This is a genomic window from Hydrogenophaga intermedia, assembly GCF_023715105.1.
Lineage (GTDB): Bacteria > Pseudomonadota > Gammaproteobacteria > Burkholderiales > Burkholderiaceae_C > Hydrogenophaga > Hydrogenophaga intermedia_A.
The window spans coordinates 29,269-50,113 of record NZ_JAMBNO010000014.1; the positions used below are offsets into that span (position 1 = coordinate 29,269).

Annotated in this window: 23 protein-coding genes; 16 read left to right on the plus strand and 7 right to left on the minus strand. The window is 68.9% G+C overall.

All coding sequences use genetic code 11. The features are described from left to right. Positions 1–6 precede the first annotated feature (6 nt). The 13 genes from M3149_RS14230 (at position 7) to M3149_RS14290 (ending at position 10,629) form a co-directional block, all read left to right on the plus strand. On the plus strand, positions 7–1,458 hold the full coding sequence (locus M3149_RS14230; RefSeq protein ID WP_251710205.1) for a cryptochrome/deoxyribodipyrimidine photo-lyase family protein: 1,452 nt from the start codon (positions 7–9) through the stop codon (positions 1,456–1,458). After that, positions 1,455–1,616 (plus strand): DUF2256 domain-containing protein, encoded by a 162-nt coding sequence (locus M3149_RS14235; RefSeq protein ID WP_251710206.1) that lies wholly within the window; start codon positions 1,455–1,457, stop codon positions 1,614–1,616. Before M3149_RS14230 ends, M3149_RS14235 begins: the two co-directional genes overlap by 4 nt. Next, positions 1,613–3,139 (plus strand): cryptochrome/photolyase family protein, encoded by a 1,527-nt coding sequence (locus tag M3149_RS14240; protein ID WP_251710207.1) that lies wholly within the window; start codon positions 1,613–1,615, stop codon positions 3,137–3,139. Before M3149_RS14235 ends, M3149_RS14240 begins: the two co-directional genes overlap by 4 nt. After that, positions 3,136–4,245 carry an FAD-binding domain-containing protein gene (locus tag M3149_RS14245; protein ID WP_251710208.1) on the plus strand — a complete coding sequence of 370 codons (1,110 nt, stop codon included), beginning with the start codon at positions 3,136–3,138 and terminating at the stop codon, positions 4,243–4,245. The genes M3149_RS14240 and M3149_RS14245 overlap by 4 nt, the downstream gene beginning before the upstream one ends. Before the next feature lie 86 nt (positions 4,246–4,331). Further along, positions 4,332–5,378, plus strand: a complete 1,047-nt coding sequence (locus M3149_RS14250) for an ArsJ-associated glyceraldehyde-3-phosphate dehydrogenase (RefSeq protein ID WP_251710209.1) — start codon at positions 4,332–4,334, stop codon at positions 5,376–5,378. 13 nt (positions 5,379–5,391) lie between these two features. Beyond that, entirely contained in the window at positions 5,392–6,648 is a 1,257-nt protein-coding gene (gene arsJ / locus M3149_RS14255) for an organoarsenical effux MFS transporter ArsJ (protein WP_251710210.1), read from the plus strand. 10 nt (positions 6,649–6,658) lie between these two features. After that, positions 6,659–6,991: an ArsR/SmtB family transcription factor gene (locus M3149_RS14260; RefSeq protein ID WP_251710211.1), complete on the plus strand. Its 333-nt coding sequence runs from the start codon at positions 6,659–6,661 to the stop codon at positions 6,989–6,991. 10 nt (positions 6,992–7,001) lie between these two features. Then, positions 7,002–7,520 (plus strand): arsenate reductase ArsC, encoded by a 519-nt coding sequence (locus tag M3149_RS14265; protein WP_251710212.1) that lies wholly within the window; start codon positions 7,002–7,004, stop codon positions 7,518–7,520. After that, positions 7,520–8,545, plus strand: a complete 1,026-nt coding sequence (gene arsB, locus M3149_RS14270) for an ACR3 family arsenite efflux transporter (RefSeq protein WP_251710213.1) — start codon at positions 7,520–7,522, stop codon at positions 8,543–8,545. Before M3149_RS14265 ends, arsB begins: the two co-directional genes overlap by 1 nt. Positions 8,546–8,641: 96 nt before the next feature. Continuing rightward, on the plus strand, positions 8,642–8,968 hold the full coding sequence (locus M3149_RS14275) for a hypothetical protein (RefSeq protein ID WP_251710214.1): 327 nt from the start codon (positions 8,642–8,644) through the stop codon (positions 8,966–8,968). 191 nt (positions 8,969–9,159) lie between these two features. Further along, positions 9,160–9,546 (plus strand): DUF4148 domain-containing protein, encoded by a 387-nt coding sequence (locus M3149_RS14280; protein ID WP_251710215.1) that lies wholly within the window; start codon positions 9,160–9,162, stop codon positions 9,544–9,546. A 168-nt stretch (positions 9,547–9,714) separates the two neighbouring features. Beyond that, positions 9,715–10,071, plus strand: coding sequence for an ankyrin repeat domain-containing protein (locus M3149_RS14285; protein ID WP_251710216.1), 357 nt, complete (start codon positions 9,715–9,717; stop codon positions 10,069–10,071). Positions 10,072–10,179: 108 nt separating this feature from the next. Next, positions 10,180–10,629: an SRPBCC family protein gene (locus tag M3149_RS14290; protein ID WP_251710217.1), complete on the plus strand. Its 450-nt coding sequence runs from the start codon at positions 10,180–10,182 to the stop codon at positions 10,627–10,629. Positions 10,630–10,662: 33 nt separating this feature from the next. Here M3149_RS14290 and M3149_RS14295 read toward each other — a convergent pair whose 3' ends face one another. Genes M3149_RS14295 through M3149_RS14315 form a run of 5 tightly spaced genes read right to left on the minus strand, consistent with a single transcriptional unit; the run spans position 10,663 to position 14,822 of the window. Further along, the gene (locus M3149_RS14295; RefSeq protein ID WP_251710218.1) at positions 10,663–11,517 is read right to left on the minus strand and encodes a shikimate dehydrogenase family protein; all 855 of its coding nucleotides are present in this window, start codon (positions 11,515–11,517) and stop codon (positions 10,663–10,665) included. 24 nt (positions 11,518–11,541) lie between these two features. After that, positions 11,542–12,843, minus strand: a complete 1,302-nt coding sequence (locus M3149_RS14300) for a TRAP transporter large permease (RefSeq protein ID WP_251710219.1) — start codon at positions 12,841–12,843, stop codon at positions 11,542–11,544. Continuing rightward, positions 12,840–13,334 (minus strand): TRAP transporter small permease, encoded by a 495-nt coding sequence (locus M3149_RS14305; RefSeq protein ID WP_251710220.1) that lies wholly within the window; start codon positions 13,332–13,334, stop codon positions 12,840–12,842. The genes M3149_RS14300 and M3149_RS14305 overlap by 4 nt, the downstream gene beginning before the upstream one ends. Further along, a complete protein-coding gene (gene dctP, locus M3149_RS14310) occupies positions 13,331–14,323 on the minus strand; it encodes a TRAP transporter substrate-binding protein DctP (protein WP_251710221.1) in 993 nt (330 codons plus the stop codon). Before dctP ends, M3149_RS14305 begins: the two co-directional genes overlap by 4 nt. A gap of 46 nt (positions 14,324–14,369) precedes the next feature. Next, entirely contained in the window at positions 14,370–14,822 is a 453-nt protein-coding gene (locus M3149_RS14315) for a type II 3-dehydroquinate dehydratase (RefSeq protein ID WP_251710222.1), read from the minus strand. Positions 14,823–14,967: 145 nt separating this feature from the next. On the opposite strand from M3149_RS14315, the gene M3149_RS14320 reads away from it, so the two are divergent. Continuing rightward, the gene (locus M3149_RS14320; protein WP_251710223.1) at positions 14,968–15,762 is read left to right on the plus strand and encodes an IclR family transcriptional regulator; all 795 of its coding nucleotides are present in this window, start codon (positions 14,968–14,970) and stop codon (positions 15,760–15,762) included. Positions 15,763–15,930: 168 nt separating this feature from the next. On the opposite strand, the gene M3149_RS14325 is transcribed toward M3149_RS14320, so the two are convergent. Next, complete coding sequence (locus M3149_RS14325; RefSeq protein WP_251710224.1) at positions 15,931–17,451, minus strand: sensor histidine kinase; 1,521 nt, start codon at positions 17,449–17,451, stop codon at positions 15,931–15,933. Positions 17,452–17,768: 317 nt separating this feature from the next. Between M3149_RS14325 and M3149_RS14330 the strand changes: the two genes are divergently transcribed. Beyond that, on the plus strand, positions 17,769–18,494 hold the full coding sequence (locus M3149_RS14330; protein ID WP_251710225.1) for a PEP-CTERM sorting domain-containing protein: 726 nt from the start codon (positions 17,769–17,771) through the stop codon (positions 18,492–18,494). Between the two features lie 119 nt (positions 18,495–18,613). Next, positions 18,614–19,765: a glycosyltransferase gene (locus M3149_RS14335; RefSeq protein WP_251710226.1), complete on the plus strand. Its 1,152-nt coding sequence runs from the start codon at positions 18,614–18,616 to the stop codon at positions 19,763–19,765. Positions 19,766–19,788: 23 nt separating this feature from the next. Here the strand turns inward: M3149_RS14335 and M3149_RS14340 are convergent, their stop codons facing one another. Further along, on the minus strand, positions 19,789–20,796 hold the full coding sequence (locus M3149_RS14340; protein WP_251710227.1) for an alpha/beta hydrolase: 1,008 nt from the start codon (positions 20,794–20,796) through the stop codon (positions 19,789–19,791). Between the last annotated feature and the right edge of the window lie 49 nt (positions 20,797–20,845).

Below are 20,845 nucleotides of genomic sequence, written 5' to 3' on the forward strand. Positions count from 1 at the left end.
CCGCACATGAGCGCGGTGGTCTGGCTCAAACGCGACCTGCGCTGGCGCGACCACGCGCCGCTGGCCGCAGCCGCCGCTCACGAGGGCGCCATCGCGCTGTATGTGATCGAGCCCGCCTGGTTGGCCAGCCCGACTTTCGATCCGCAGCACCTGGCCTTCGCCCTGGCCAGCCTGGGCGAGTTGCGCGCGCAACTGGCAGCGCGTGGCCTGCCCCTGCTCGTGAGGGTGGGCGATGCTGTCACGGTGCTCGCGCAACTGCGCGTCGAGCACCCGTATCGCTTCCTGCTCAGCCATGAGGAAACCGGTGAGGGCTGGACCTACGCGCGCGATCGCGCGGTGAGCGCCTGGTGCCGCACGCAAGGAGTGGCCTGGCTCGAATGGCCGCAGACCGGTGTGGTACGCCGCCTGCGCCAGCGCGATGGTTGGGCGGCCCGCTGGAATGCGCGCATGGACGCGCCCGAGGTATCGATGCCTCAAGGCTTTTGCGGTGGCCGTGCTGACCTGGACGATCTGCCCACCTTGGCCGCGCTCGGCGTGGCGTCTCCCCGTCCCTTGCCCGCTGCCGGTGAAGCCGCGGCCTGGACGGTGCTGAACGACTTTCTGGGCGGCCGTGGCCGGGACTACCGACGCGCGCTCTCCAGCCCGCTCACCGCGGCCGAGGGCTGCAGCCGCCTGAGCCCGCACCTGGCCTTCGGCACGGTGTCGATGCGCTGTGTGCATCAGGCCACCGAGGCCACCATTGCCCACACCGATGATCGCGCGCTCGCCCACGCCCTGCGCGGCTTTGCGGGGCGCTTGCGCTGGCATTGCCACTTCATGCAGAAGCTCGAGGACGAGCCCGCGATCGAAGAGCGCAACTTCGCGCGGGCGTACGACGGCTTGCGCGAAAGCGACTTCAACCGCGAGCGTTTCGAGGCCTGGTGCGAGGGGCGCACCGGCTTCCCGATGGTGGATGCCTGCATGCGCAGCCTGCGCGCTACCGGCTGGTTGAACTTCCGCATGCGCGCCATGCTGGTCAGCTTCGCGGCCTACCACCTGTGGCTGCATTGGCGTGAGCCTGGCCAGTTCCTCGCGCGGCAGTTCCTCGACTACGAACCCGGCATTCACTGGAGCCAGATGCAGATGCAGAGCGGCACCACCGGCATCAACACGTTGCGCATCTACTCGCCCGGCAAGCAGGCCGCCGATCACGACCCGCAGGGCGTGTTCATCCGACGCTGGCTGCCCGAGTTCGGCACGCCCGCGTACCCGAAACCCATCGTGGACGAGCGCGCCGCGCTGGCCTTTGCCAAGGAGCGCCTGTACGCGCTGCGCGCCACGCCCGAGGCGCGCGCCGAGGCCGATGCGGTGCAGCAGCGCCACGGCTCGCGCAAGGCCGGGCTGCCGCCGACGACGCGCCGTGCACGCGCACGCAAGGTGGCCGATGAGGCGCCGGCGCAGCAGGATCTTTTCCGATGAAAGACGACAAGGGCTTCAAAGGCAACAAGCGCGCACTGCCCGCCAAACCGTGCGCCGTCTGCGGGCGGCCCATGAGCTGGCGCCGCGCCTGGGCGAAGAACTGGGACGCGGTGCTGTACTGCTCCGACGCCTGCCGCCGCCGCAAGGGAGGCACATGACCGCGCCGTGCCGCCACCTGATCGTCGTGCTGGGCGACCAGCTCGACCGCGATGCCACCGCGTTCGATGGCTTCGACCCCGCACAGGACCGCGTGTGGATGTGCGAGGCGGCCGACGAGAGCACGCATGTGTGGAGCAGCCAGCAGCGCATCGTGCAGTTCCTCGCGGCCATGCGCCACTTTGCGGCCGCGCTGCGCGAGGAGGGCGTGCCGATCCAGTACGACACCCTGCGCGAAGGCAGCTTGTCCGACGCGTTGCGCGAGGCCATCGCACACTGGCGCCCGCAGCGCGTTCGCCTCACCCAGCCCGGTGACTGGCGGGTGCTGCAGGCGCTTCGCGCCGCGGTGGGTGGTACCCCGATCGATGTGCTGGAAGACCGCCACTTCCTGTGCAGCGCGACGCGCTTCGCGGCGCACGCGCGCGGGCGGCGCCAACTGCGCATGGAGTACTTCTACCGCGAGATGCGGCGCGAGCACCGCGTGCTCATGGAAGGCGACCAGCCCTGCGGCGGTGAATGGAACTACGACGCCGACAACCGCGAGGCCTTCGGCCCCGACGGCCCGGGCTTTCTGCCACCGCCCACGCGCTTCGAACCCGATGCCATCACGCAGGACGTGATCGCGCTGGTGCAGACGCGCTTTGCCGATCACCCCGGCCAGGCCGCACCGTTTGGTTGGCCGGTCACGCGTGCGCAGGCGCTGCAGGCGCTGCACCGCTTCATCGACGAACGCCTGGAGCACTTCGGCCGCTGGCAGGACGCAATGTGGACCGGCGAGCCCTGGCTGTACCACGCGCACCTGGCGGCCGCGCTCAACCTCAAGCTGCTCAACCCGCGCGAGGTGATCGCGGCGGCCGAAGCGGCGTGGCGCGCCGGCCGCGTGCCGCTGCCCGCGGCCGAGGGCTTCATCCGCCAGATCCTGGGCTGGCGCGAGTACGTGCGCGGCATCTACTGGCTGCGCATGCCCGGCTACGCCGAACAGAACGCGCTCGACGCCACGCACGACCTGCCCGCGTGGTTCTGGAGCGGCGATACGCCCATGCGCTGCCTGGCCGACGCGATCGGCCAGACCCTTCGCCACGGCTACGCGCACCACATCCAGCGCCTCATGGTCACCGGTCTGTACGCGCTGTTGCACGGTGTGCAGCCGCAGCAGGTGCATGCCTGGTACCTGAGCGTCTATGTGGACGCGGTGGAGTGGGTGGAACTGCCCAACACCCTGGGCATGAGCCAGTTCGCCGACGGCGGCCTGCTCGCCAGCAAGCCCTACATCGCCACCGGCCGCTACATCGAGCGCATGAGCGATCATTGCCGTGGCTGCCGCTTCGACCCGGGCGAACGCGTGGGCGAGCGCGCCTGCCCGTTCACCACGCTTTACTGGGACTTCCTGCTGCGCCACGAGGCGCGCTTTGCCGCGCACCCGCGCATGGCGCTGCAGGTGAAGAACCTGGCGCGGCTCGATGTGGCGCAGCGCGAGGCGATCCGCGCGCGGGCCGACGCGGTGCGCGAAGGGCGCCTGGCATGAACGACGCCTGCGCATTCGAGCCCACGCTGGAGGCCGCCCGCGCGCGCCTGGACGCGCTGCGCCCCGAGGCCTACGCCCGCACGCGCAACCACCTCGACGGCGCCGTGACGCGACTCTCGCCCTACCTCACGCACGGCCTGCTCGGCCTGGCCGAGGTGCTGCAGACGGTCACCTGCCGCCACAACCTCGACCCCGCGCACCGCTTCGTGCAGGAACTGGGCTGGCGCGCGTACTTCCATCACGTGTGGCGCCACCGGGGCGAGGCGATTTTCGAATCGCTGCACGAGGGCCCGTTGCCTGACGCGGCCTACGCGCCAACGCTGCCCGAGGACATCCGCCGCGGCGCCACCGGCGTACCGGTGATCGACCGCGCCGTGCGCGAGCTGTATGCCACCGGCTGGTTGCACAACCACGCACGCCTGTGGCTGGCCAGCTACGTGGTGCACCTGCGCAAGGTGCACTGGCGCGCCGGTGCCGACTGGCTCTACGCGCACTTGCTCGACGGCGACCTGGCCAGCAACCACCTGAGCTGGCAATGGGTGGCGGGCACCGGCAGCCACAAGCCCTACCTGTTCAACGCCGACAACGTGGCGCGCTTCGCGCCACCGGCGTGGCACAGCCCGGGCAGTGTGGTTGACGCCTCGTACGAAGCGCTGGAGGCCATCGCGCGCAGCGCGCGCGACGTCGGTGGCGGGCGCGGTGAACCGATCGACGAACCGGTGCTGTACCACCGGCCACCGGCCGATTGCGCCGTGAACCCCGAGCCCCCGGCCCCGGGGCGCTGGCTGGTGCATGCGTGGTCGCTGGGCGACCCGCCGCCCGCCGGAGAGCCCGCGCCCGTGTGGCTCGCGGGCTTCCACCGGCGCTGGCCCTGGAGCGAGCGGCGCTGGCGTTTCGTGTGGCAACGCATGCGCGCGCTCGGGCCTGCGCCCTACTGGGTGGAGCAGCCGCTGCTCGCCGGCTGCCTGTGCTGGGACGAGCCCCACGCCGCGCCCTGGCTTGGTGGCGCACGCTGCCTGCCACAGCCACCGGCCTTCGACGAACCGCCCGCCGCGTGTGCGTCCTTCACGCAGTACTGGCGCCAGACGCGACCGGCACACCCCTGAGCCGGGCGGCTGCCGTCACGAAGCTGTCATCAAAGAAACGATAATTCGATGAATATCAAACTAATAAGCTGAACGGAGCACGGACGATGAGAGTGGGCATCAATGGCATGGGCCGTATCGGGCGACTGGCGTTGCGCGCGGCGATGGGCGCGGCCGAACGGCCTGCGGACGACCCGCGGGCCGGCAATCGCCTGGAGGTGGTGCACCTCAACGAGATCAAGGGCGGCGCCGCAGCCACGGCGCACCTGCTGACCTTCGACACGGTGCAAGGCCGCTGGCGCGCCGACATCGCGGCCGAAGGCGATGACACGATCCGCATCGACGGCCAGCGACTGAAGTTCACCAGCCACGCCACCGCCGCAGAGATCCCGTGGGGCGAGCTGGGCGTGGACGTGGTGCTTGAGTGCACCGGCAAGTTCCTCACGCCCGAAACCATCCAGGGCCACCTCGACCGCGGCGCGAAGCGCGTGATCGTGGCCGCACCGGTGAAGGTGGGCGATGTGCTCAACATCGTGGTCGGCGTGAACCACCACCTGTACGAACCGGCGAAGCACCGCATCGTCACCGCCGCGAGCTGCACCACCAACTGCCTGGCCCCGGTGGTGAAGGTGGTGCACGAGGCGATCGGCATCCGCCACGGGCAGATCACCACCATCCACGACCCAACCAACACCAACGTGGTGGTCGATGCCCCGCACAAGGACCTGCGCCGCGCGCGCAGTGCCATGGCCAGCCTGGCACCCACCACCACCGGCAGCGCCACCGCCATCGCGCTCATCTACCCCGAACTCAAGGGCAAGCTCAATGGCCACGCGGTGCGTGCGCCGGTGCTCAACGCGTCGCTCACCGATTGCGTGTTCGAACTGCAGCGCGCCACCACCGCCGACGAGGTGAACGCGCTGTTCGAGGCCGCGGCCAGGAGCGGCCCGCTGCAGGGCATCCTGGGCTACGAGACGCGCCCGCTGGTGAGCGCCGATTACGCGCGCGACACGCGCTCGAGCATCGTCGATGCGCCGTCCACGATGGTGACCGACGGCACGCTGCTCAAGGTGTACGCCTGGTACGACAACGAGATGGGCTACGCCTGCCGCATGGTGGACCTGGCCTGCCACCTCGACGCCGTCGGCCTCTGACGCGCTGCCCGACATGCACGCCGCCGTCCGCCACTACGCCATCGTCACCGCCGCCTACTGGGGCTTCACGCTCACCGACGGCGCGCTGCGCATGCTGGTGCTGCTGCACTTCTATCGTCTGGGCTATTCGCCGTTCACGCTGGCCTTCCTGTTCCTGCTGTACGAAGCGGCAGGCGTGCTGGCCAACCTCATCGGCGGCTGGCTGGCCACGCGATACGGCATCACGCGCATGCTCACCGTGGGCCTGTCCACGCAGATCGTCGGCTTCACGCTGCTGTCGTTCCTGAACCCCGCATGGACGGCGGCCGCGTCGGTGGCCTGGGTGGTGCTCGCGCAGGGCGTGTGCGGCGTCGCCAAGGACCTCACCAAGACGGCCAGCAAGTCGGCCATCAAGGTCACGAGCGCGCAGGCGAAGGAAGGCGGGGGCAGCAACAGCCAGCTCTTCAAATGGGTGGCCTGGTTCACCGGCAGCAAGAACGCCATGAAGGGCGTGGGCTTCTTCCTCGGCGGCCTGCTGCTCGAAGCGCTGGGTTTCCGGCACGCGCTGTGGCTCATGGCCGCGGCGCTCGCGCTGGTGCTGATCGGCGTGATCGCTTCGCTGCCCACGATGATGGGCAAGAGCAAGGCGTCGAAGTCCGCCAAGGAGCTGTTCGCCAAGAACCCCGGCATCAACGCGCTGGCCGCGGCCCGCGTGGCCTTGTTCGGCGCGCGCGACGTGTGGTTCGTGGTCGGCGTGCCGGTGTTCCTCTATTCGCAGGGTTGGACCTTCACCATGGTGGGCGGTTTCCTGGCGGCCTGGACCATCGGATACGGCGCGGTGCAGGCGCTGGCGCCGCAGATCGTCCACCGCAGCGCCGACGGCCTGAGCCGCGAGGTGCCTGCGGCGCGTGCGTGGTCGGCCGTGCTGGCGCTGGTGCCGGCGGCGTTGGCGGCGGCGGTGTTCGCGGGCGCGCCGCACCTGCAGTGGGTGGTGGTGGCAGGTCTGGCCGTGTTCGGCTTTGCCTTCGCGGTCAATTCCTCGGTGCACTCCTACCTGGTGCTGGCCTACGCGGGCAGCGAGAAGGCGGCCGAGGACGTAGGCTTCTACTACGCGGCCAATGCACTGGGCCGCTTCTTCGGCACGCTGATGTCGGGGCTGCTCTACCAGTGGGGTGGTCTCATGTGGACGCTGGCCGGGTCGGCGCTGATGCTGGCTGCGTGCTGGCTGATCACGCTGCGTCTGCCCGTGCACGCCGCCCCTTCGCCCGCCGTCTCGCGCGCGGGCACCTGAGGAGACCGCCATGGACGAAACCGATGCCGTTCAAGCACTCGCCGCGCTGGCCCAGGTCACGCGATTGCGCACCTTCCGCGCGCTGGTGCAGGCCGGGCCCGAGGGGCTCACGCCTTCCGCACTGGCCGAGCGGCTCGACGCGACGCCGACCACGTTGTCGTTTCACCTCAAGGAGCTGCACCGCGCCGGCCTGATCACGCAGGAGCGCGACGGGCGCCACCTGATCTACCGCGCCGGCTTCGCGCACATGAACGCCTTGCTGGGCTACCTCACCGAGCACTGCTGCGAAGGGCAGCCGTGCGAAGTCAGCGCAGGCGCCAACGTTCCCTGTACCACGTGCTGAAAGGAGCACCATGGAAAACCGGCCGTACAACGTCCTGTTCATCTGCACCGGCAACTCGGCGCGCAGCCTCATGGCCGAGGCGGTGCTCAATCAGCTGGGCCAAGGCCGCTTTCGCGCCTTCAGCGCGGGCAGCCAGCCCGCGGGCCGACCCCATGCCATGACGCTCGAACTGCTGCAGCGCAACCGCTACGACACGTCCGCGCTGCGCAGCAAGAGCTGGGACGAGTTCGCGTTGCCCGGCGCGCCCGCGATGGACTTCGTGCTCACCGTGTGCGACAAGGCCGCGGGCGAGGTCTGCCCGCTCTGGCCCGGGCAGCCGATCTCTGCCCACTGGGGCGTGGAAGACCCGGCCGCCGCCACCGGCCCCGAGGACAAGCGCCGCCAGACCTTCAATGACGCACTGCTGGTGCTGAGCCGGCGCATCGCGATCTTCCTCGCGCTGCCGCTGGACAAACTCGATCGCCTGGCGCTGCAGAAGGAACTCGGCCGCATCGGACTCACGGACAAGCCCGTGGGCGAGCACGCCTGATGGGTTTGTTCGAGCGCTGGCTGAGCCTGTGGGTGGCGCTGGCCATCGTTGCGGGCGTGCTGCTCGGCACGGCGGTTCCCGGGGCGTTCGCGCGGGTCGCCGCGCTCGAATGGGCCCATGTCAATCTGGTCGTGGCCGTGCTCATCTGGGTGATGATCTACCCGATGATGGTGCAGGTGGACTGGGGCGCCATTCGCGCCGTGGGGCGCCGACCGCAAGGCCTGGTGCTCACGCTGGTCATCAACTGGCTGGTCAAGCCCTTCACCATGGCCGCGCTGGGCGTGCTGTTCTTCCAGCACCTGTTCGCGCCCTGGGTCGACCCGCAAACCGCCAGCGAGTACATCGCCGGCATGATCCTGCTCGGCGTGGCGCCCTGCACGGCCATGGTGTTCGTGTGGAGCCAGCTGGTGCGTGGCGACCCGAACTACACCCTGGTGCAGGTGTCGGTGAACGACCTGATCATGGTGGTGGCCTTCGCGCCCATCGCCGCCTTCCTGCTCGGCGTGACGGACGTGACCGTGCCCTGGTCGACGTTGCTGTTGTCCACCGTGCTCTACGTGGTGCTGCCCTTGGCGGCGGGCGTGCTCACCCGTGCGCGGCTGCTGGCGCGCGGGCCCGATGCCTTGCCGCGTCTGATGGCGCGCTTGAAGCCCTGGTCCATTGCCGGTTTGCTGGGCACGGTGCTGCTGCTCTTCGGCCTGCAGGCCGACACCATCCTCGCGCAGCCCGGGGTCATCGCCCTGATCGCGGTGCCGCTGTTGATCCAGAGCTACGGCATCTTCTTCCTGGGCTGGTGGGGCGCGCGTTGGCTCAGGCTGCCCCACGAGGTGGCCGGCCCGGCCTGCCTGATCGGAACGTCCAACTTTTTCGAGCTCGCGGTGGCGGTGGCCATTTCGCTGTTCGGCCTGCACTCCGGCGCAGCGCTGGCCACGGTGGTGGGGGTGCTGGTGGAAGTGCCGGTGATGTTGTCGCTGGTGGCGCTGGTGAATCGCTCGCGCCCGTTGCCTGCGGGTGCGCCGGGCTGAAGGCGGCCAGGCGGCGCGCCGTCATCCCCCAGATGGGCCATCTCACGGTGTTTTCCCCTCTCACGCCGACGTGGCCCCGATGATGTAATGCCACGCATGTGGAAGAAGCTGTGGTTCCGTATCGGATTGGGATATGCCCTCGGAGACCTGGGCATCCCGTCGAACACGGTCAATCCGCAGTTGCGTCAGGCCGTGGTGGCGCTGGCCATGCGCGAGGGTTTCAACCGGCGCGAGGCCGCGCTCATCATCTACTTCCGCACACCGCCCATGCGCCTGCTCGAAGCGCAACGCGCGCAGCGGACGATCTCAGCCTGGCAGGTGAGCCAGGCCGTGCGCCAGGGCTACTTCGCGCGTGCGGTGCGCCAGGAATTCGCCTTGCCCGAAGGCTCGGGCGTGCGCGAAAGCCTGTTTCAGGACAGCTGAGTTCTACCGGCGCCGTGAGCGGGCACAGCGCCCGGCGCGCGCCTGCGTTGTTGCGGAATCCGAAACAGTGCGTTGTCGGCGGGCTGGTTTTTCTTCATGCGGGTAAACCCTAAAGTTCACCCCATGCCGAACACAACAAGGCGTGTTCGACAGATCAGGAAACCCTCAACCTCTGTCTCAAAGGAACCGTCATGAAAGCAGCTCTTCTCCCCATCGCCTTTGCCCTCAGCGCGGGTGCCGCCTTCGCCGAAGGCCCCATCCAGGGCAACGAAGTCTTCAATTTCCAGTCCACCCTGAGCCGCGCCGAAGTGCAAGCCCAGGTGGCCCCGGCCTACCGCGCCGACGTCATCGCCCGCGGCGAAGTCACCCCCTCGCAAGCCACCGTGGTGGCCAGCGGCCTGAGCCGCGCGCAAGTGCAGGCCGAAGCCGCCGAAGCCTACCGCCTGGGCCTGGTCGCCAACGGCGAGATCCTGCCGGTGCCGAGCGACGCGCAGATCGAGCAAGTCCGTCTGGCCGGCCTGCGCGCCGTGCAGGGCAACGCCGTGGTGCAAGCCACCGGCGGCGCGATCGCCAACTGATCGCCGGCCAGCCGCTGCGGGCACACCCTGCCCGCGGCCTGTGTTCTCCAAGGTTCGAAAGGCAGCCCCCGGGCTGCCTTTTTTTTTGCTCGCACGCGGCGATACTGCAGGGCTGCGCGGCACTGTCCGCCGCATCACGAACCGCACCACACAAGGAAGGGCACAGGCATGTCCGGAGGCAACTGGAAAGAGCTGTTCAACGCCGCCTGCGAGGGCGAGCTGTCCCTGGTGCAGTACCACGTGAAGAACGGCGTCGACGTGAATTACGCGCACCCGGAATTCCTCTCCACGCCGCTGGTGGCCTGCCTGCTTGCGGGGCAGGAGGCGGTTGCGCTGTACCTCCTGGAACACGGTGCGAACCCGCACCTGCACTCGGAGTTCGACGGCATGGTGCCGCTGCAGGCCGCGCGCCAGGCCGGTCTGGCGCAGGCCGAGGCGCGCCTGCTCGCGCTCGGCGCCACCGCCCCCGCACCGCGGCGCGAGCCCGCCCCTGGGCGTTGGCTGGCGCGCTGGCTCAGCGTGTGAGGCGCGCACAACGGGGCTGAGCCCGCCTCCACCGACGGCCGGCGGTCGAATCCGGTGGTCCTGAAGCGTCGGGTACAGGTCCATGTTCAACACCGAAAGGAACCGCCCATGCCCACCGGAACCGTACGCCTGCACCGCGTCCTCAAGGCCCCGCCGCAGCGCGTCTTTCGTGCCTTCACCGAGCCCGCTGCCCTGTGCCGCTGGCTGCCGCCCTACGGCTTCACGGCCGATGTGCAACACCTCGACGCGCGGGCCGGCGGCAGCCACCGCATGTCCTTCACCAACTTCGGCACCGGCCACTCGCACAGCTTCGGCGGCGAGTACCTGGAGTTCGTGCCGGGCGAGCGGCTGCGCTACACCGACCGGTTCGACGACCCCAGCCTGTCGGGCACGATGCAGGTCAGTGTCACCTTCAAGGCGGTGGCCTGTGGCACCGAACTCAGCGTGGTGCAGGAGGGCATTCCGGAGTTGATTCCGCCCGAGATGTGCTACCTGGGCTGGCAGGAATCGCTCGAACAGCTCGCGCGGCTCGTGGAGCCGGAGATCCCGAACGGCTGAGCCGCTGCCTGTGCCGATGGCGCCTGCTGCGCCTCAGCGCAGCGCCACGTCCAGCAGGGCGAGTTCGCGCAAGCGCTCGGGGCTGGTCACCGGCAGGCCAAAGAAGGCCAGGTAGGCCGGGATCTGTTCGAAGAGCATGTCGGTGCCCACCTGAACGCGGCAGCCGCGCGCCTGCGCAGCGGCCAGGAAGGCGGTGATGCGCTCGCGCATGACGACCTCTCCGACGAAGGTGCTTGCGTTGAGGCGGCTCACGTCCAGCGGCAGGGCGTCACCCGGCTCCATGCCCAGGGGTGTGGCGTTGACCACCAGGTCCATGTCGGCAGGGTCGGGGTTGGCCAGTTCGACGCGCAGCGCAGGGTAGGTGGCGGCCAGCCGCTCGCGCAAGCCCTGTGCAGTGCTGGTGTTGAGATCGAACAGTCGCAGCGTGGCCACACCGGCAGCGGCCAGCGAGGCCGCGATGGCCGAGCCCACGCCGCCGCAGCCCACCACCAGCGCGCGCGCACCGCCCAGCGCCAGGCCTTTGCGCCGCACGCCGCGCACGAAGCCCTCGCCGTCGAACATGTCGCCCACGAGCCGGCCATCGGCCTCGCGGCGCACCGCGTTGCAGGCACCGGCCACGCGGGCGGTGGGCGACACCGTATCGAGCATGCCCATCACCGCGACCTTCAGCGGCATGGTGATGAGTGCGCCGCGCACGTTGTCGGCCGCGAACAGTGCCGGCAGCAGCGCGGGCAGTTGTTCGGCGCGGCAGGCCAGCGGCACCACCACGGCGTTGATGCCGGCCGAGGCGAAGTACGGGTTGTAGATGAGCGGGGCCTTGAAACTGTGCGTGGGATGGCCCAGGTGCACGATCAATTCCGTGCGACCGTCGATGCGCGGCGTGTCCATGGTGCGTGCGGTTCGGGTGTGCGTTCAGCCGCTGTAGCCGGCCAACCGCGGCAGGAACAGCACGAAGTCGGCCCAGAAGGTGGTGATGGCCAGCGCCACCATCATCGCGCCGAGGAAGGGCAGTGTGGCGCGCACGAGATCCGCCAGGGCCACGTTGGCGATCTTCGTCATCATGAACAGCAGCAGGCCGTAGGGTGGTGTCACCAGGCCGATCATGATGTTGAGCACCGCCACCACGCCGAAGTGCACCGGGTCCACCCCCAGCGCCACCGCCGTGGGCAGCAGCACCGGCAGGATGACGAGGATGATGGTCGAGCCTTCGAGGAACGCACCCAGAACCAGCAGCAACAGGTTGACCAGCAGCAGGAACGTGGCGGGCGAAAGGTCGAGCCCGCGCATCAGCGTGCTCAGCGAGGCCGGGATGTTCTCCGACGTGATGACGAAGTTGAACACCGTGGCGCCGGCGATCAGGATGCCGATCGACACGCTTGTGCGCGCGCTTTGCTGCAGCGACTGGTACACGTCGCGCACGTTCAGGCTGCGGTAGTAGAAAGCCGCGATGAGCAGCGCGTACGCGGCGGCCACGCCAGCGGCCTCGGTGGGCGTGGTGATGCCGCTGTACAGACAGCCCAGCAGCAGCAACGGCATCATCAGCGCGGGCAGGGCCTCGCGCGTGATGCGCGGCAGCTCGCGCAGCGGCACGGCGTCCTCCACCGGAAAGCGGTGGCGCCGCGCCAGGTGGTGGATCAGGACCATCTGCACCGCACCCAGCAGCAGCCCGGGCAGCACGCCGGCCAGGAACAGGTAGCCGATGGAGGTGCCCGAGGCCAGTGCATACAGCACCAGCGGGATGGATGGTGGCAGGATCGGCCCGATGACGGCCGACACCGCGGTGAGCGCCGCCGCGAAGGATGGCGGGTAGCGGCCGTCGCGCGTCATCATGGCCTGCATGAGCTTGCCGGAGCCAGCCGCATCGGCCAGCGCCGAGCCCGACATGCTCGCAAACACCACGCTCTGCAGCACGTTGACCTGGGCCAGCCCGCCCGGAAAGCGCCCCACCAGCGCGTTGCACCAGCGCAGCAGGCGGTCGAGCACGCTGCCCGAGCTCATGAAGCTGGCGGCCAGGATGAACAGTGGAATGGCCAACAGCAGGTAACTCGAGTACGTGCTGTTGAGCAGCTGTTCGGCCGCGCTGCCCATGTCCATGCCCTTGAGCCAGAGGTAGAGGATGGAGCCGCCGATCATGGCCTGGCCGATGGGCACGCCGAGCAGGCTGAGCAGCACGATGGCCGCCACGGCCAGGGAAAACGGACTCGTCGGGTTCACAGGGAGCCTATGTGGGTGGCCTCGGACGGGGCGCGCCCGCGCAGGGCGTTCACGACCAGCCACAGGTGGCGGGCAATGACCGCGACCGCGAACACCAGGTAGATCGAATAGAGCCAGTCGAAGCGGATCTTGAGGTACGAGCTGCTCTCCACCTTCATGAAGGTGATGTAGTCCCAGGTAGCGGGCAGGGCGAGCGCAAACAGCACCACGATGGCGATGGAGCCCAGCGAGCTGAGGATGCGCTGCCCGCGTGGACCGAAAAAGGCCCTGAGCAGCTCGATGCGGATTTCCTGCTCGTCGCGCAGCACGAACGCCGAGCCCCACAGGATGAGCCACAACCAGGCCACGAGCGAGATCTCCGCCGTCCACCCCACCGGCAGATCGAACAGGTAGCGCAGCGCGATCTGCGCGATGAAGGCGAGGAAGATGACCGCGAGCAGACCCGCGGCCACCGCCTCTGCCGTGCGCGCGAGCGCGCGAAACAGCTTCACTTGATCGCAGCGATCTTGTCCAGGATGCCAGGCGCCCAGGCCTTGGCTTCGTCGGACGCCAGGTACACCTTCTGCGCGTGCTCGCGGAACGCCGCGATGTTGGGCACGTACACGTCCAGGCCCTGGCGGCGGAAGCCCTCGGCCAGCTCGGCCTCGCGTTTCTGGTGCTCGGCGGCGCTCCAGGCGATGGCCTTGTCGACCGCCGCCTGGAAGGCGCGCTGCTTGTCGGCCGACATCGCCTGCCACGTTTTGAGGTTGAGGGTCAGCAGGTCGAACGCCACCAGGTGCGAGGTCAGCACGATCTGGCCCATCACCTCGAAGAACTTCATGTTCTGCACGTTGGGCAGCGGGTTGTCCTGCCCGTCCACGGTGCCGGTCTGCAGGCCGGTGTAGGTCTCGGCGTAAGCCAGGGGCGTGGGGTTGGCCCCGAGCGATCGGCCCAGCAGCTGCCAGGCGTCACCGGGCGGCATGCGCAGCTTCACGCCCGCCAGGTCTGCCGGCACGTTGACCTTCTTCTTGCCGCGCAGGCCCACGTGGCGCGTGCCGAAGAAAGTCGGGCCCAGGATCTTCACCTTGAGCTGGTCCTCCACCTGCTTCTTCATCTGCGTACCCAGGTCGCTGGCGAAGAAAGCATTGAGGTGATTGGCGTCGCGAAACAGGTAGGCCGAGGTCAGAACCGACCAGGACGGCACCTGCTTGGAGATGTCCTGCGGCGCAATGTTGCCCATCTCCAGGTTGTCGCGCTGCAGCGCCACCAGCTCGGTGCCCTGGCGGAACAACGTGGCGTTCAGGTGCGCTTCGATGGTGTGGTCGGGCGCAATGTCGGCGCCCAGGCGCTTGATCATCTCGGCGCGGATGTCGGTGTCGGAAAACACCGCGGCAAAGCGCAGCTTGGTGGACTGGGCGCGGGCCAGGCCCGGCACCATGGCGGCGGCGGCCAGGCCGGCGCCGGCAAAGAGGGCGGTGCGACGATCGAATGCAGCGGTCATGGTGCTTGTCTCCAGTGTGGTTGTGGTGAGGAAAACGGACATCGGCTCAGGCGGTGGTCGCCTCGCGCAGCCGCTGCGCCACGGCGTGCAGCGCGAGTTCGTAGCCCAGCGGGCCGAGACCGGCGATGACGCCAGTGGCGCCCAGTGCGGTCACCGAATGCTGATAGGGCGCGTCGCGGCGGTGGATGTTGGTGATGTGGACCTCGATCACCGGCAGGTCCAGCGTCTTGAGCGCGTCCAGCAAAGGGATCGAGCGGAACGACAGGCCGGCCGGGTTGATGATGACCGCGGCGCCCGCAGCGCGTGCCTCCTGCACCCAGTCCACCAGCACGCCCTCGTGGTTGGACTGTCGGAACACGCAGCCCAGGCCGAGTTCGGCGGCCAGCGCCTCGCAGCGGGCTTGCACCTGTGCCAGCGTGGTGTGCCCGTACAGGTGCGGCTCGCGGATACCCAGCAGGTTGAGGTTGGGGCCGTTGAGGATGTGGACGGTGGGCTTCATGGTGATCAGGGTCTGCCGCCTTGGCGCCGAATGGCACCTGGCCTACAGTGCCTGGCGTTGTGCAGGGGCCGATTCTTCGCCCGTTGCAGGAAACACTTTCCACACTGGAAACCCATTCCACATCAGGAAAAACGAGACCGTCCCCATGAACCTCGCGCTGGACCGCGGCCTGTCGCTGCTCGAGCACCTTGCCCGCCACCCCGATGGCCTGCCGCTGGCGCTGATGGCCGAAGAGCTCGACATCCCCTTGAGCGCCTGCCATCGCCTGCTGAGCGACCTGCAGCAGCGCGGCTACGTGCGCCAGAAGCGCAAGCAGGGCGACTACCAGCTCACCACCAAGGTGGTTTCGATCGGCCTGGGCTACCTCAGCAACGGCGGCATCGTCGACATCGCCGGCCCCTTGCTGGAGCGCCTCGCGCATCAATCGGGTGAGCTGGTGCGCCTGTCGCTGGTCGATGTCGATCGCCTCACCTTCGTGGCCAAGGCTCAGGGGGCGCGCCAGCAGGGTGTGCGATACGACCCCGACATGGGTGCCGACGTGTGGCTGTCGTGCTCGGCCTCGGGGCACGCCTGGCTGCACACGCTCAGCGACGAGCGCGCGCTTGAACTCGTCACGCGCCAGGGCTTCGGCTCCCCGCGCGATTACGGCCCCAAGGCACCGACCACGGTGAAGGCCCTGCTGGGTTTTCTTCACGCGGCGCGCGTGCGCGGCTACGCCATGATCGACGAGGTCTTCGCGCCCGGCATGAGCGCGCTGGCCGCACCCGTGATGCGCCGCAACGAAGCCATCGGCGTCATCAGCATCGCCGGGCCGCGCACGCGCCTGAGCGTGGAGCGCATGCAGGCGCTGGCGCCCGAGCTGCTGGCCGTCGCCAACGAACTCGGGCCGATCAGCAATGCGTCCAGCTTGTTCGGGCGCCCGCCGCTGGGCAAGGGGTGAGTCTGGCGATCCTCACTTGTTTGGCGTTCGCGTCGGCCCGGGCGAAACAGTCCACGTCCGTGATCGTCCTGAGAAGCGCTTCCACATTTTTTGGCGACAACCTGCACGTGCCCGAAACGGCCACCGTGGACTGCCCTTCTTGTTCGCTTCAAGCGCCGCACGGCTTGCTCAAGGTCGCTCGCACACCCGCAACCAGAACGTGGCACCGGCGCCCGGGGAGCTCTCGGCCCAGACCCGGCCACCATGGCGCTGCGCGATGCGCGCGACGATGGCCAGGCCGATGCCCAGGCCGGGGTGGGCGGGGTCGTTGTGCAGCCGTTGGAAAGGCTCGAACAGCCGTGGGGAGAGCGCCGGATCGAAGCCGACGCCGTTGTCGCTCACCCGGTAGGCGCGCTGTTTGGCGTCGTAGTCGACCTGGATGCGCGGTGACGGCACCTGGCTCGAGAACTTGTGGGCGTTGTCCAGCAGGTGGTGCAGCGCCTGGCGCAGCAGCGCGGCGTCGCCCCACGCCGTGGGCAGCGGCTCCAGTTGCAGCTGTACCCCGCTGGCGCGCAGGCCCTGGGCGGTTGCCACGCTGTCGGCCAGCGAAGTCATGTCCACCTCGGCCGGGTGCAGGTCCAGCCGCACCACCTCCAGCAGGGCGAGCAGGTCGCTCAGCATGCGCCCCATGCGCGCGGAGGCCTGCACGATGCGCTCCAGCGCGTGGCGCCCGGCGCTGCTGAGCGCCGATCCCTCCTCCTTGTGAACGAGCGCGGCAAAGCCGTTGATGGATCGCAACGGCGTGCGCAGGTCGTGCGCGATCGAGTACGCAACGGCCTCCATGTCACCCAGCGTGCGTTGCAGGTCGGCGGTGCGTTCGGCCACGTGGCGCTCCAGCGTGGCATTGGCGGCTTCAATTTCCGCCTGCACCTGCTGCTGCGCGGTCACGTCGCTGGTGAAGCCGTGCCACAGCGTGCCTCCATCGGGCGCTGGTGTCGGCGTGGCGTCGGTCTGGTGCCAGCGCAACTGCCCGTCGGGCAGGCACACGCGGTAGTGGCCGTGGTAGCAGCGGCCTTCGCGGCCCGCTTCGTCGAGGCCGGCGAACACCGCCTCACGGTCGTCCGGGTGGATGCGCGAGAACAGCGCTTTGGGATCGTCGGTGTGCTCGTGCGGTGCAAGTTGCATCATGCTGCGCGCGACGTCGCTGATGAACACGAATTCGGTGTTGCCGTCCTTCTTGCGCCAGGCCAGATAGGTCATGCCCGGCACGTGTGCGGCGATGCGCTCCAGCAGGCCGCGTTGTTCCTCCAGTCGGCTTTGCGCCTGCGCTTCGGCCTCGGCGTCGGTGATCGTCACCAGCACCCATTCCTCGTCGTCCACGCGCAGCGGGGCCGAGCGCATGCGAACGCGCCGCTGGTGTGGCGTGCCGGCCAGGAACGTCAGGATGCGCTGCGGATCCTGCGGCCGGGCGAAGTAGCGCTGGCGCGAGGCCTCGTCACGCCAGACGCCCAGTTCGATCGAGGTGCGCCCCACCGCGGCCTCGCGTGGCAGCTGCAGCAGCGCACACCAGGCCTGGTTGACCGCCAGCACCATGCCATCGCGGCGGCGCGTGACGGCCAGCGCCGCGGGCATGGCGTCGAACACCGCACCGAGGGCGGCGTTGCAGCGGTCTGGCGGGCTTGCGGCGGCGTCGCAGTCGCGCAGTGCCATGGGAGCCTTTCCTGGCGCTGGGGGCGGCGCCGTTGCGACCGTCGGCGTCCGCTGCGGCTCCCTGTCACCCACGAAGCGTAGCGCCGATGAACATCGTCGTCACCTCCCCGTTGTTGCCCGATCGTTCCTGGCAATGTGTGTGTCGAAAAACATGACACATCGATCACCACGGGTCATATAAAAGATTTCCAAAGTAGTACAAAGCATTGATTCATATAGGTTAAAAGTATTGTCATAAAGGTTGCTCCTCATGGTGACAGACGCGCGGCGCCATCCGCGATGTCCTTTCCGGTTTCGTTTCAACAAGGAGTGCCTTCGTGAATTTCAAGCAAATGGTTCTGGCTTCGGCCCTCGCACTGAACGTGCCGCTGACCAGTGCAGCGCCCCTTTACCTCGACCTCGGCGCCCCTTCAGTGAGTTCCAGCAGTGGTTACGGCAACGTGCGAACCTTTTTGATCGGGGGCGTTTCCGTCACGGTCAGCGCGTGGTCTCGAACGGGTAGCAACGGCACGTTCGAATCGGCCCGGCTGGACCAGTGGGACACGGGCCTGGGCGTTTGCAACCGCGACGAGGGCCTGCGCTGTGACTCGCCTGATCACCAGGTCGACAACAGCGGCGATGACGACTTCGTGCTGTTCCAGTTCAGCGCACCGGTCGACCCTCTGCGGGTCAACATCGATCCCTACGGGTCGCATGACCGCGACGTGAGCTACTGGACGGGTCTGGTGGCTCCCTCACTCAACCTTTTGGGTGCGGGCTTGAACGGCTTGGCAGCGTTCGGCTTTTCGCCCCGCATCGATGACGATGCCGACAAGAGCAGCAATGCGCGCAACGTGTCCATCGCGGGTGGTTTCGTGAACAGCCTCTTGTTCGGTGCCAACGCCATCACCGACCAGGATGACCGGTTCAAGATCAAGGCCATTCAGTTCGTCGAAGCGCCCCCCGTCACGCCGCCCACCGAGGTGCCGGAGCCGGGCGGCCTCGCCCTGCTGGGGGTGGCCCTGGGTGCTCTGGGCATGGTGCGCCGTCGTCGCCGCGGCTGAGCGCTGGCCTCCGTCGCATGGGCGCTGCTCTCGCGGCGTTCCAGTCGCGATCCTGCGGGTCACGATCGCCCCATCGAAACGTCACGCACGTGTCATGGGGTGCACCTAGCCTGCCGCGCATGCAGCCACAGGTTGACCTCGTCTACTTCAACGCCGGTGGCGGCCACCGGGCGTCGGCCCAGGCCCTGCAGTCGGTCATCGGCGAGCTCGGCCTTTCCTGGCAGGTGAGGCTGGTCGATCTGTTCCAGGTGCTCGACCCGGCACAACGCTTTCGCCGCATGACCGGCCTGGCCCCGGAGGATTGGTACAACCGCCGCCTCGCACGCGGCTGGACGCTGGGCATGGCCCAGGAACTCAAGCTGCTGCAGGCGTTGATCCGCATGGCGCATCCCACGCTCGTGCGCCGGCTGCAACGCCACTGGGCGCTCACGCGGCCCGACCTCGTGGTCTCGCTGATCCCCAACTTCAACCGCGCCATGTTCGATGCCCTGGCCCTGGCGCGCCCGGGCGTGCCCTACGCCACCGTGTTGACCGATCTCGCCGACCATCCGCCGCATTTCTGGATCGAACCCCGGCAGCCCCAGCATCTCATCTGCGGCACGCCGCGCGCGGTGCGTCAGGCGCTGGCCGCCGGCCACGCCCCCGAACGCGTGCACGCCACCAGCGGCATGATCCTGCGGCCCGATTTCTACCGGGCGCCGCTGGTCGACCGCCCAGCGGCGCGCGCGCAACTCGGGCTCGACCCGAATCGCCCCACCGGTCTGGTGCTGTTCGGCGGCCACGGCTCGCGCGCCATGCTCACCATCGCCCGGCAACTGCCGCAGGTTCAACTCATCCTGCTGTGCGGCCACAACGGGGCGCTGGCGCGCCAGCTGCAGGCAATGCCGGCGCAGGCACCGCGCCATGTGGTCGGTTTCACCACCGAGGTGCCTCAGCTCATGGACATGGCCGATTTCTTCATCGGCAAGCCGGGCCCGGGCAGCGTGAGCGAAGCGGTGCAACGCGGCTTGCCGGTGATCGTGGTCGACAACGCCTGGACGATGCCGCAGGAGCGCTACAACCCGCAATGGGTGCAGGAACACGGCCTGGGCATCGTGCACCACAGCCACCGCAGCATCGCGCAGGCGGTCGATCGATTGCTGGCCGATCTGCCCGCGCTGCGCGAGCGCGTGCGTGCGCAGCGAAACCGCGCGTTATACGAGGTGCCGCAGATCCTCTCGCGGCTGCTGGCCGACGCGCCGGCGGCTGTGCCGCTGGGCCTGGCGGCCTGAGCGCTGGCGCCGCTTTCGCCGCTTCAGCGCAGTCGCTCGGCCAGGAAGGCCAACAACCGCTGCAGCGCTTCTTCACCCGCCGGGTCGTCGAGAAAGAACTGGTATTCGTGCCCGAGTGGCGGCGTGCGGTCGTCTGCGAAGTACAGCGTCTGTACCGGCACATCGAGCGCACGCAAGCGCGCCTCCAGGGCCAGGGAATGGGGCTTGAGCGGGTCGGCGTTGCCCACGCTGATGAAGCTCGGCGGGAAGTCGGCCGTCACATGGCGCAGCACCGACGCCAGCTCGAACGCGGGCGTGGCGCGCGCATCGCGCTCACCGGTGAAGGCCCACAGCACGGCGCGCAGCACCGGGCCGAGCTTGCCCTCCAGATTGAACAGGCCGAGGTCGTAGGGGCCACAGAACAGCGCGGTGCCGCGGATCGCCTGCGCGTCAACGCTGCCCGCGGGCACGCCCAGCCGGTGGCCGTACTCCGGGTGCGTGATGGCTGCGGCCAACTGCGCGGCGAGTTGCGCACCGGCCGAATCGCCGGCCAGCACAATGCGCTGCGGGTCGATGCCCAGCGATTCGGCGCGCGCGCGCAGCGTGAACAGGCCCGCGTGCACCTGCTGCAGCTGCGTCGGGTGCACGGCCTCGGGGGCGAGTGTGTAGTCCAGGCTGGCCACCGCCAGGCCGCTGCGCGCCGCCACGATGCGCAGGTAGTTCGCCACGTCTTCCTTGCGCCCGGACACCCAGCCACCGCCGTGGATCCACACCAGCAGCGCCCGCCCGCCGGGCGGCGCGGGCGCCTCGGGCCGGTGCAGGTCGAAGCGCAGACCAGGCCAGGGGCCATCCACTGGCTGGTCGGCCAGCGTCTGCACGCCCGGTGGCACGCGCGGCGCCAAGGCCTGCGAGGTCTGGGCGGCGCCGCGGTCGAACAGCCACACCAGCACCAGCAGCATGGGCCGCGGGCTGAGGGTGAAGGCAGCCAGCAGCGCTGCGATCGCCAGCAACCCGCCGATCCACCAACGAGCCCGTCCACCCTGTCGCGTCATGCGCCGCTCCGTATCGCCGTCATCGGCCGCGCATTGTGGGGTGACGCCT

Bases quoted from the DNA above. Each gene is read 5' to 3' on its own strand.
- M3149_RS14230 (WP_251710205.1), top strand. From the start codon at position 7: ATGAGCGCGGTGGTCTGGCTCAAACGCGACCTGCGCTGGCGCGACCAC.
- M3149_RS14235 (WP_251710206.1), top strand. From the start codon at position 1,455: ATGAAAGACGACAAGGGCTTCAAAGGCAACAAGCGCGCACTGCCCGCC.
- M3149_RS14240 (WP_251710207.1), top strand. From the start codon at position 1,613: ATGACCGCGCCGTGCCGCCACCTGATCGTCGTGCTGGGCGACCAGCTC.
- M3149_RS14245 (WP_251710208.1), top strand. From the start codon at position 3,136: ATGAACGACGCCTGCGCATTCGAGCCCACGCTGGAGGCCGCCCGCGCG.
- M3149_RS14250 (WP_251710209.1), top strand. From the start codon at position 4,332: ATGAGAGTGGGCATCAATGGCATGGGCCGTATCGGGCGACTGGCGTTG.
- arsJ (WP_251710210.1), top strand. From the start codon at position 5,392: ATGCACGCCGCCGTCCGCCACTACGCCATCGTCACCGCCGCCTACTGG.
- M3149_RS14260 (WP_251710211.1), top strand. From the start codon at position 6,659: ATGGACGAAACCGATGCCGTTCAAGCACTCGCCGCGCTGGCCCAGGTC.
- M3149_RS14265 (WP_251710212.1), top strand. From the start codon at position 7,002: ATGGAAAACCGGCCGTACAACGTCCTGTTCATCTGCACCGGCAACTCG.
- arsB (WP_251710213.1), top strand. From the start codon at position 7,520: ATGGGTTTGTTCGAGCGCTGGCTGAGCCTGTGGGTGGCGCTGGCCATC.
- M3149_RS14275 (WP_251710214.1), top strand. From the start codon at position 8,642: ATGTGGAAGAAGCTGTGGTTCCGTATCGGATTGGGATATGCCCTCGGA.
- M3149_RS14280 (WP_251710215.1), top strand. From the start codon at position 9,160: ATGAAAGCAGCTCTTCTCCCCATCGCCTTTGCCCTCAGCGCGGGTGCC.
- M3149_RS14285 (WP_251710216.1), top strand. From the start codon at position 9,715: ATGTCCGGAGGCAACTGGAAAGAGCTGTTCAACGCCGCCTGCGAGGGC.
- M3149_RS14290 (WP_251710217.1), top strand. From the start codon at position 10,180: ATGCCCACCGGAACCGTACGCCTGCACCGCGTCCTCAAGGCCCCGCCG.
- M3149_RS14295 (WP_251710218.1), bottom strand. From the start codon at position 11,517: ATGGACACGCCGCGCATCGACGGTCGCACGGAATTGATCGTGCACCTG.
- dctP (WP_251710221.1), bottom strand. From the start codon at position 14,323: ATGACCGCTGCATTCGATCGTCGCACCGCCCTCTTTGCCGGCGCCGGC.
- M3149_RS14315 (WP_251710222.1), bottom strand. From the start codon at position 14,822: ATGAAGCCCACCGTCCACATCCTCAACGGCCCCAACCTCAACCTGCTG.
- M3149_RS14320 (WP_251710223.1), top strand. From the start codon at position 14,968: ATGAACCTCGCGCTGGACCGCGGCCTGTCGCTGCTCGAGCACCTTGCC.
- M3149_RS14325 (WP_251710224.1), bottom strand. From the start codon at position 17,451: ATGGCACTGCGCGACTGCGACGCCGCCGCAAGCCCGCCAGACCGCTGC.
- M3149_RS14335 (WP_251710226.1), top strand. From the start codon at position 18,614: ATGCAGCCACAGGTTGACCTCGTCTACTTCAACGCCGGTGGCGGCCAC.
- M3149_RS14340 (WP_251710227.1), bottom strand. From the start codon at position 20,796: ATGACGCGACAGGGTGGACGGGCTCGTTGGTGGATCGGCGGGTTGCTG.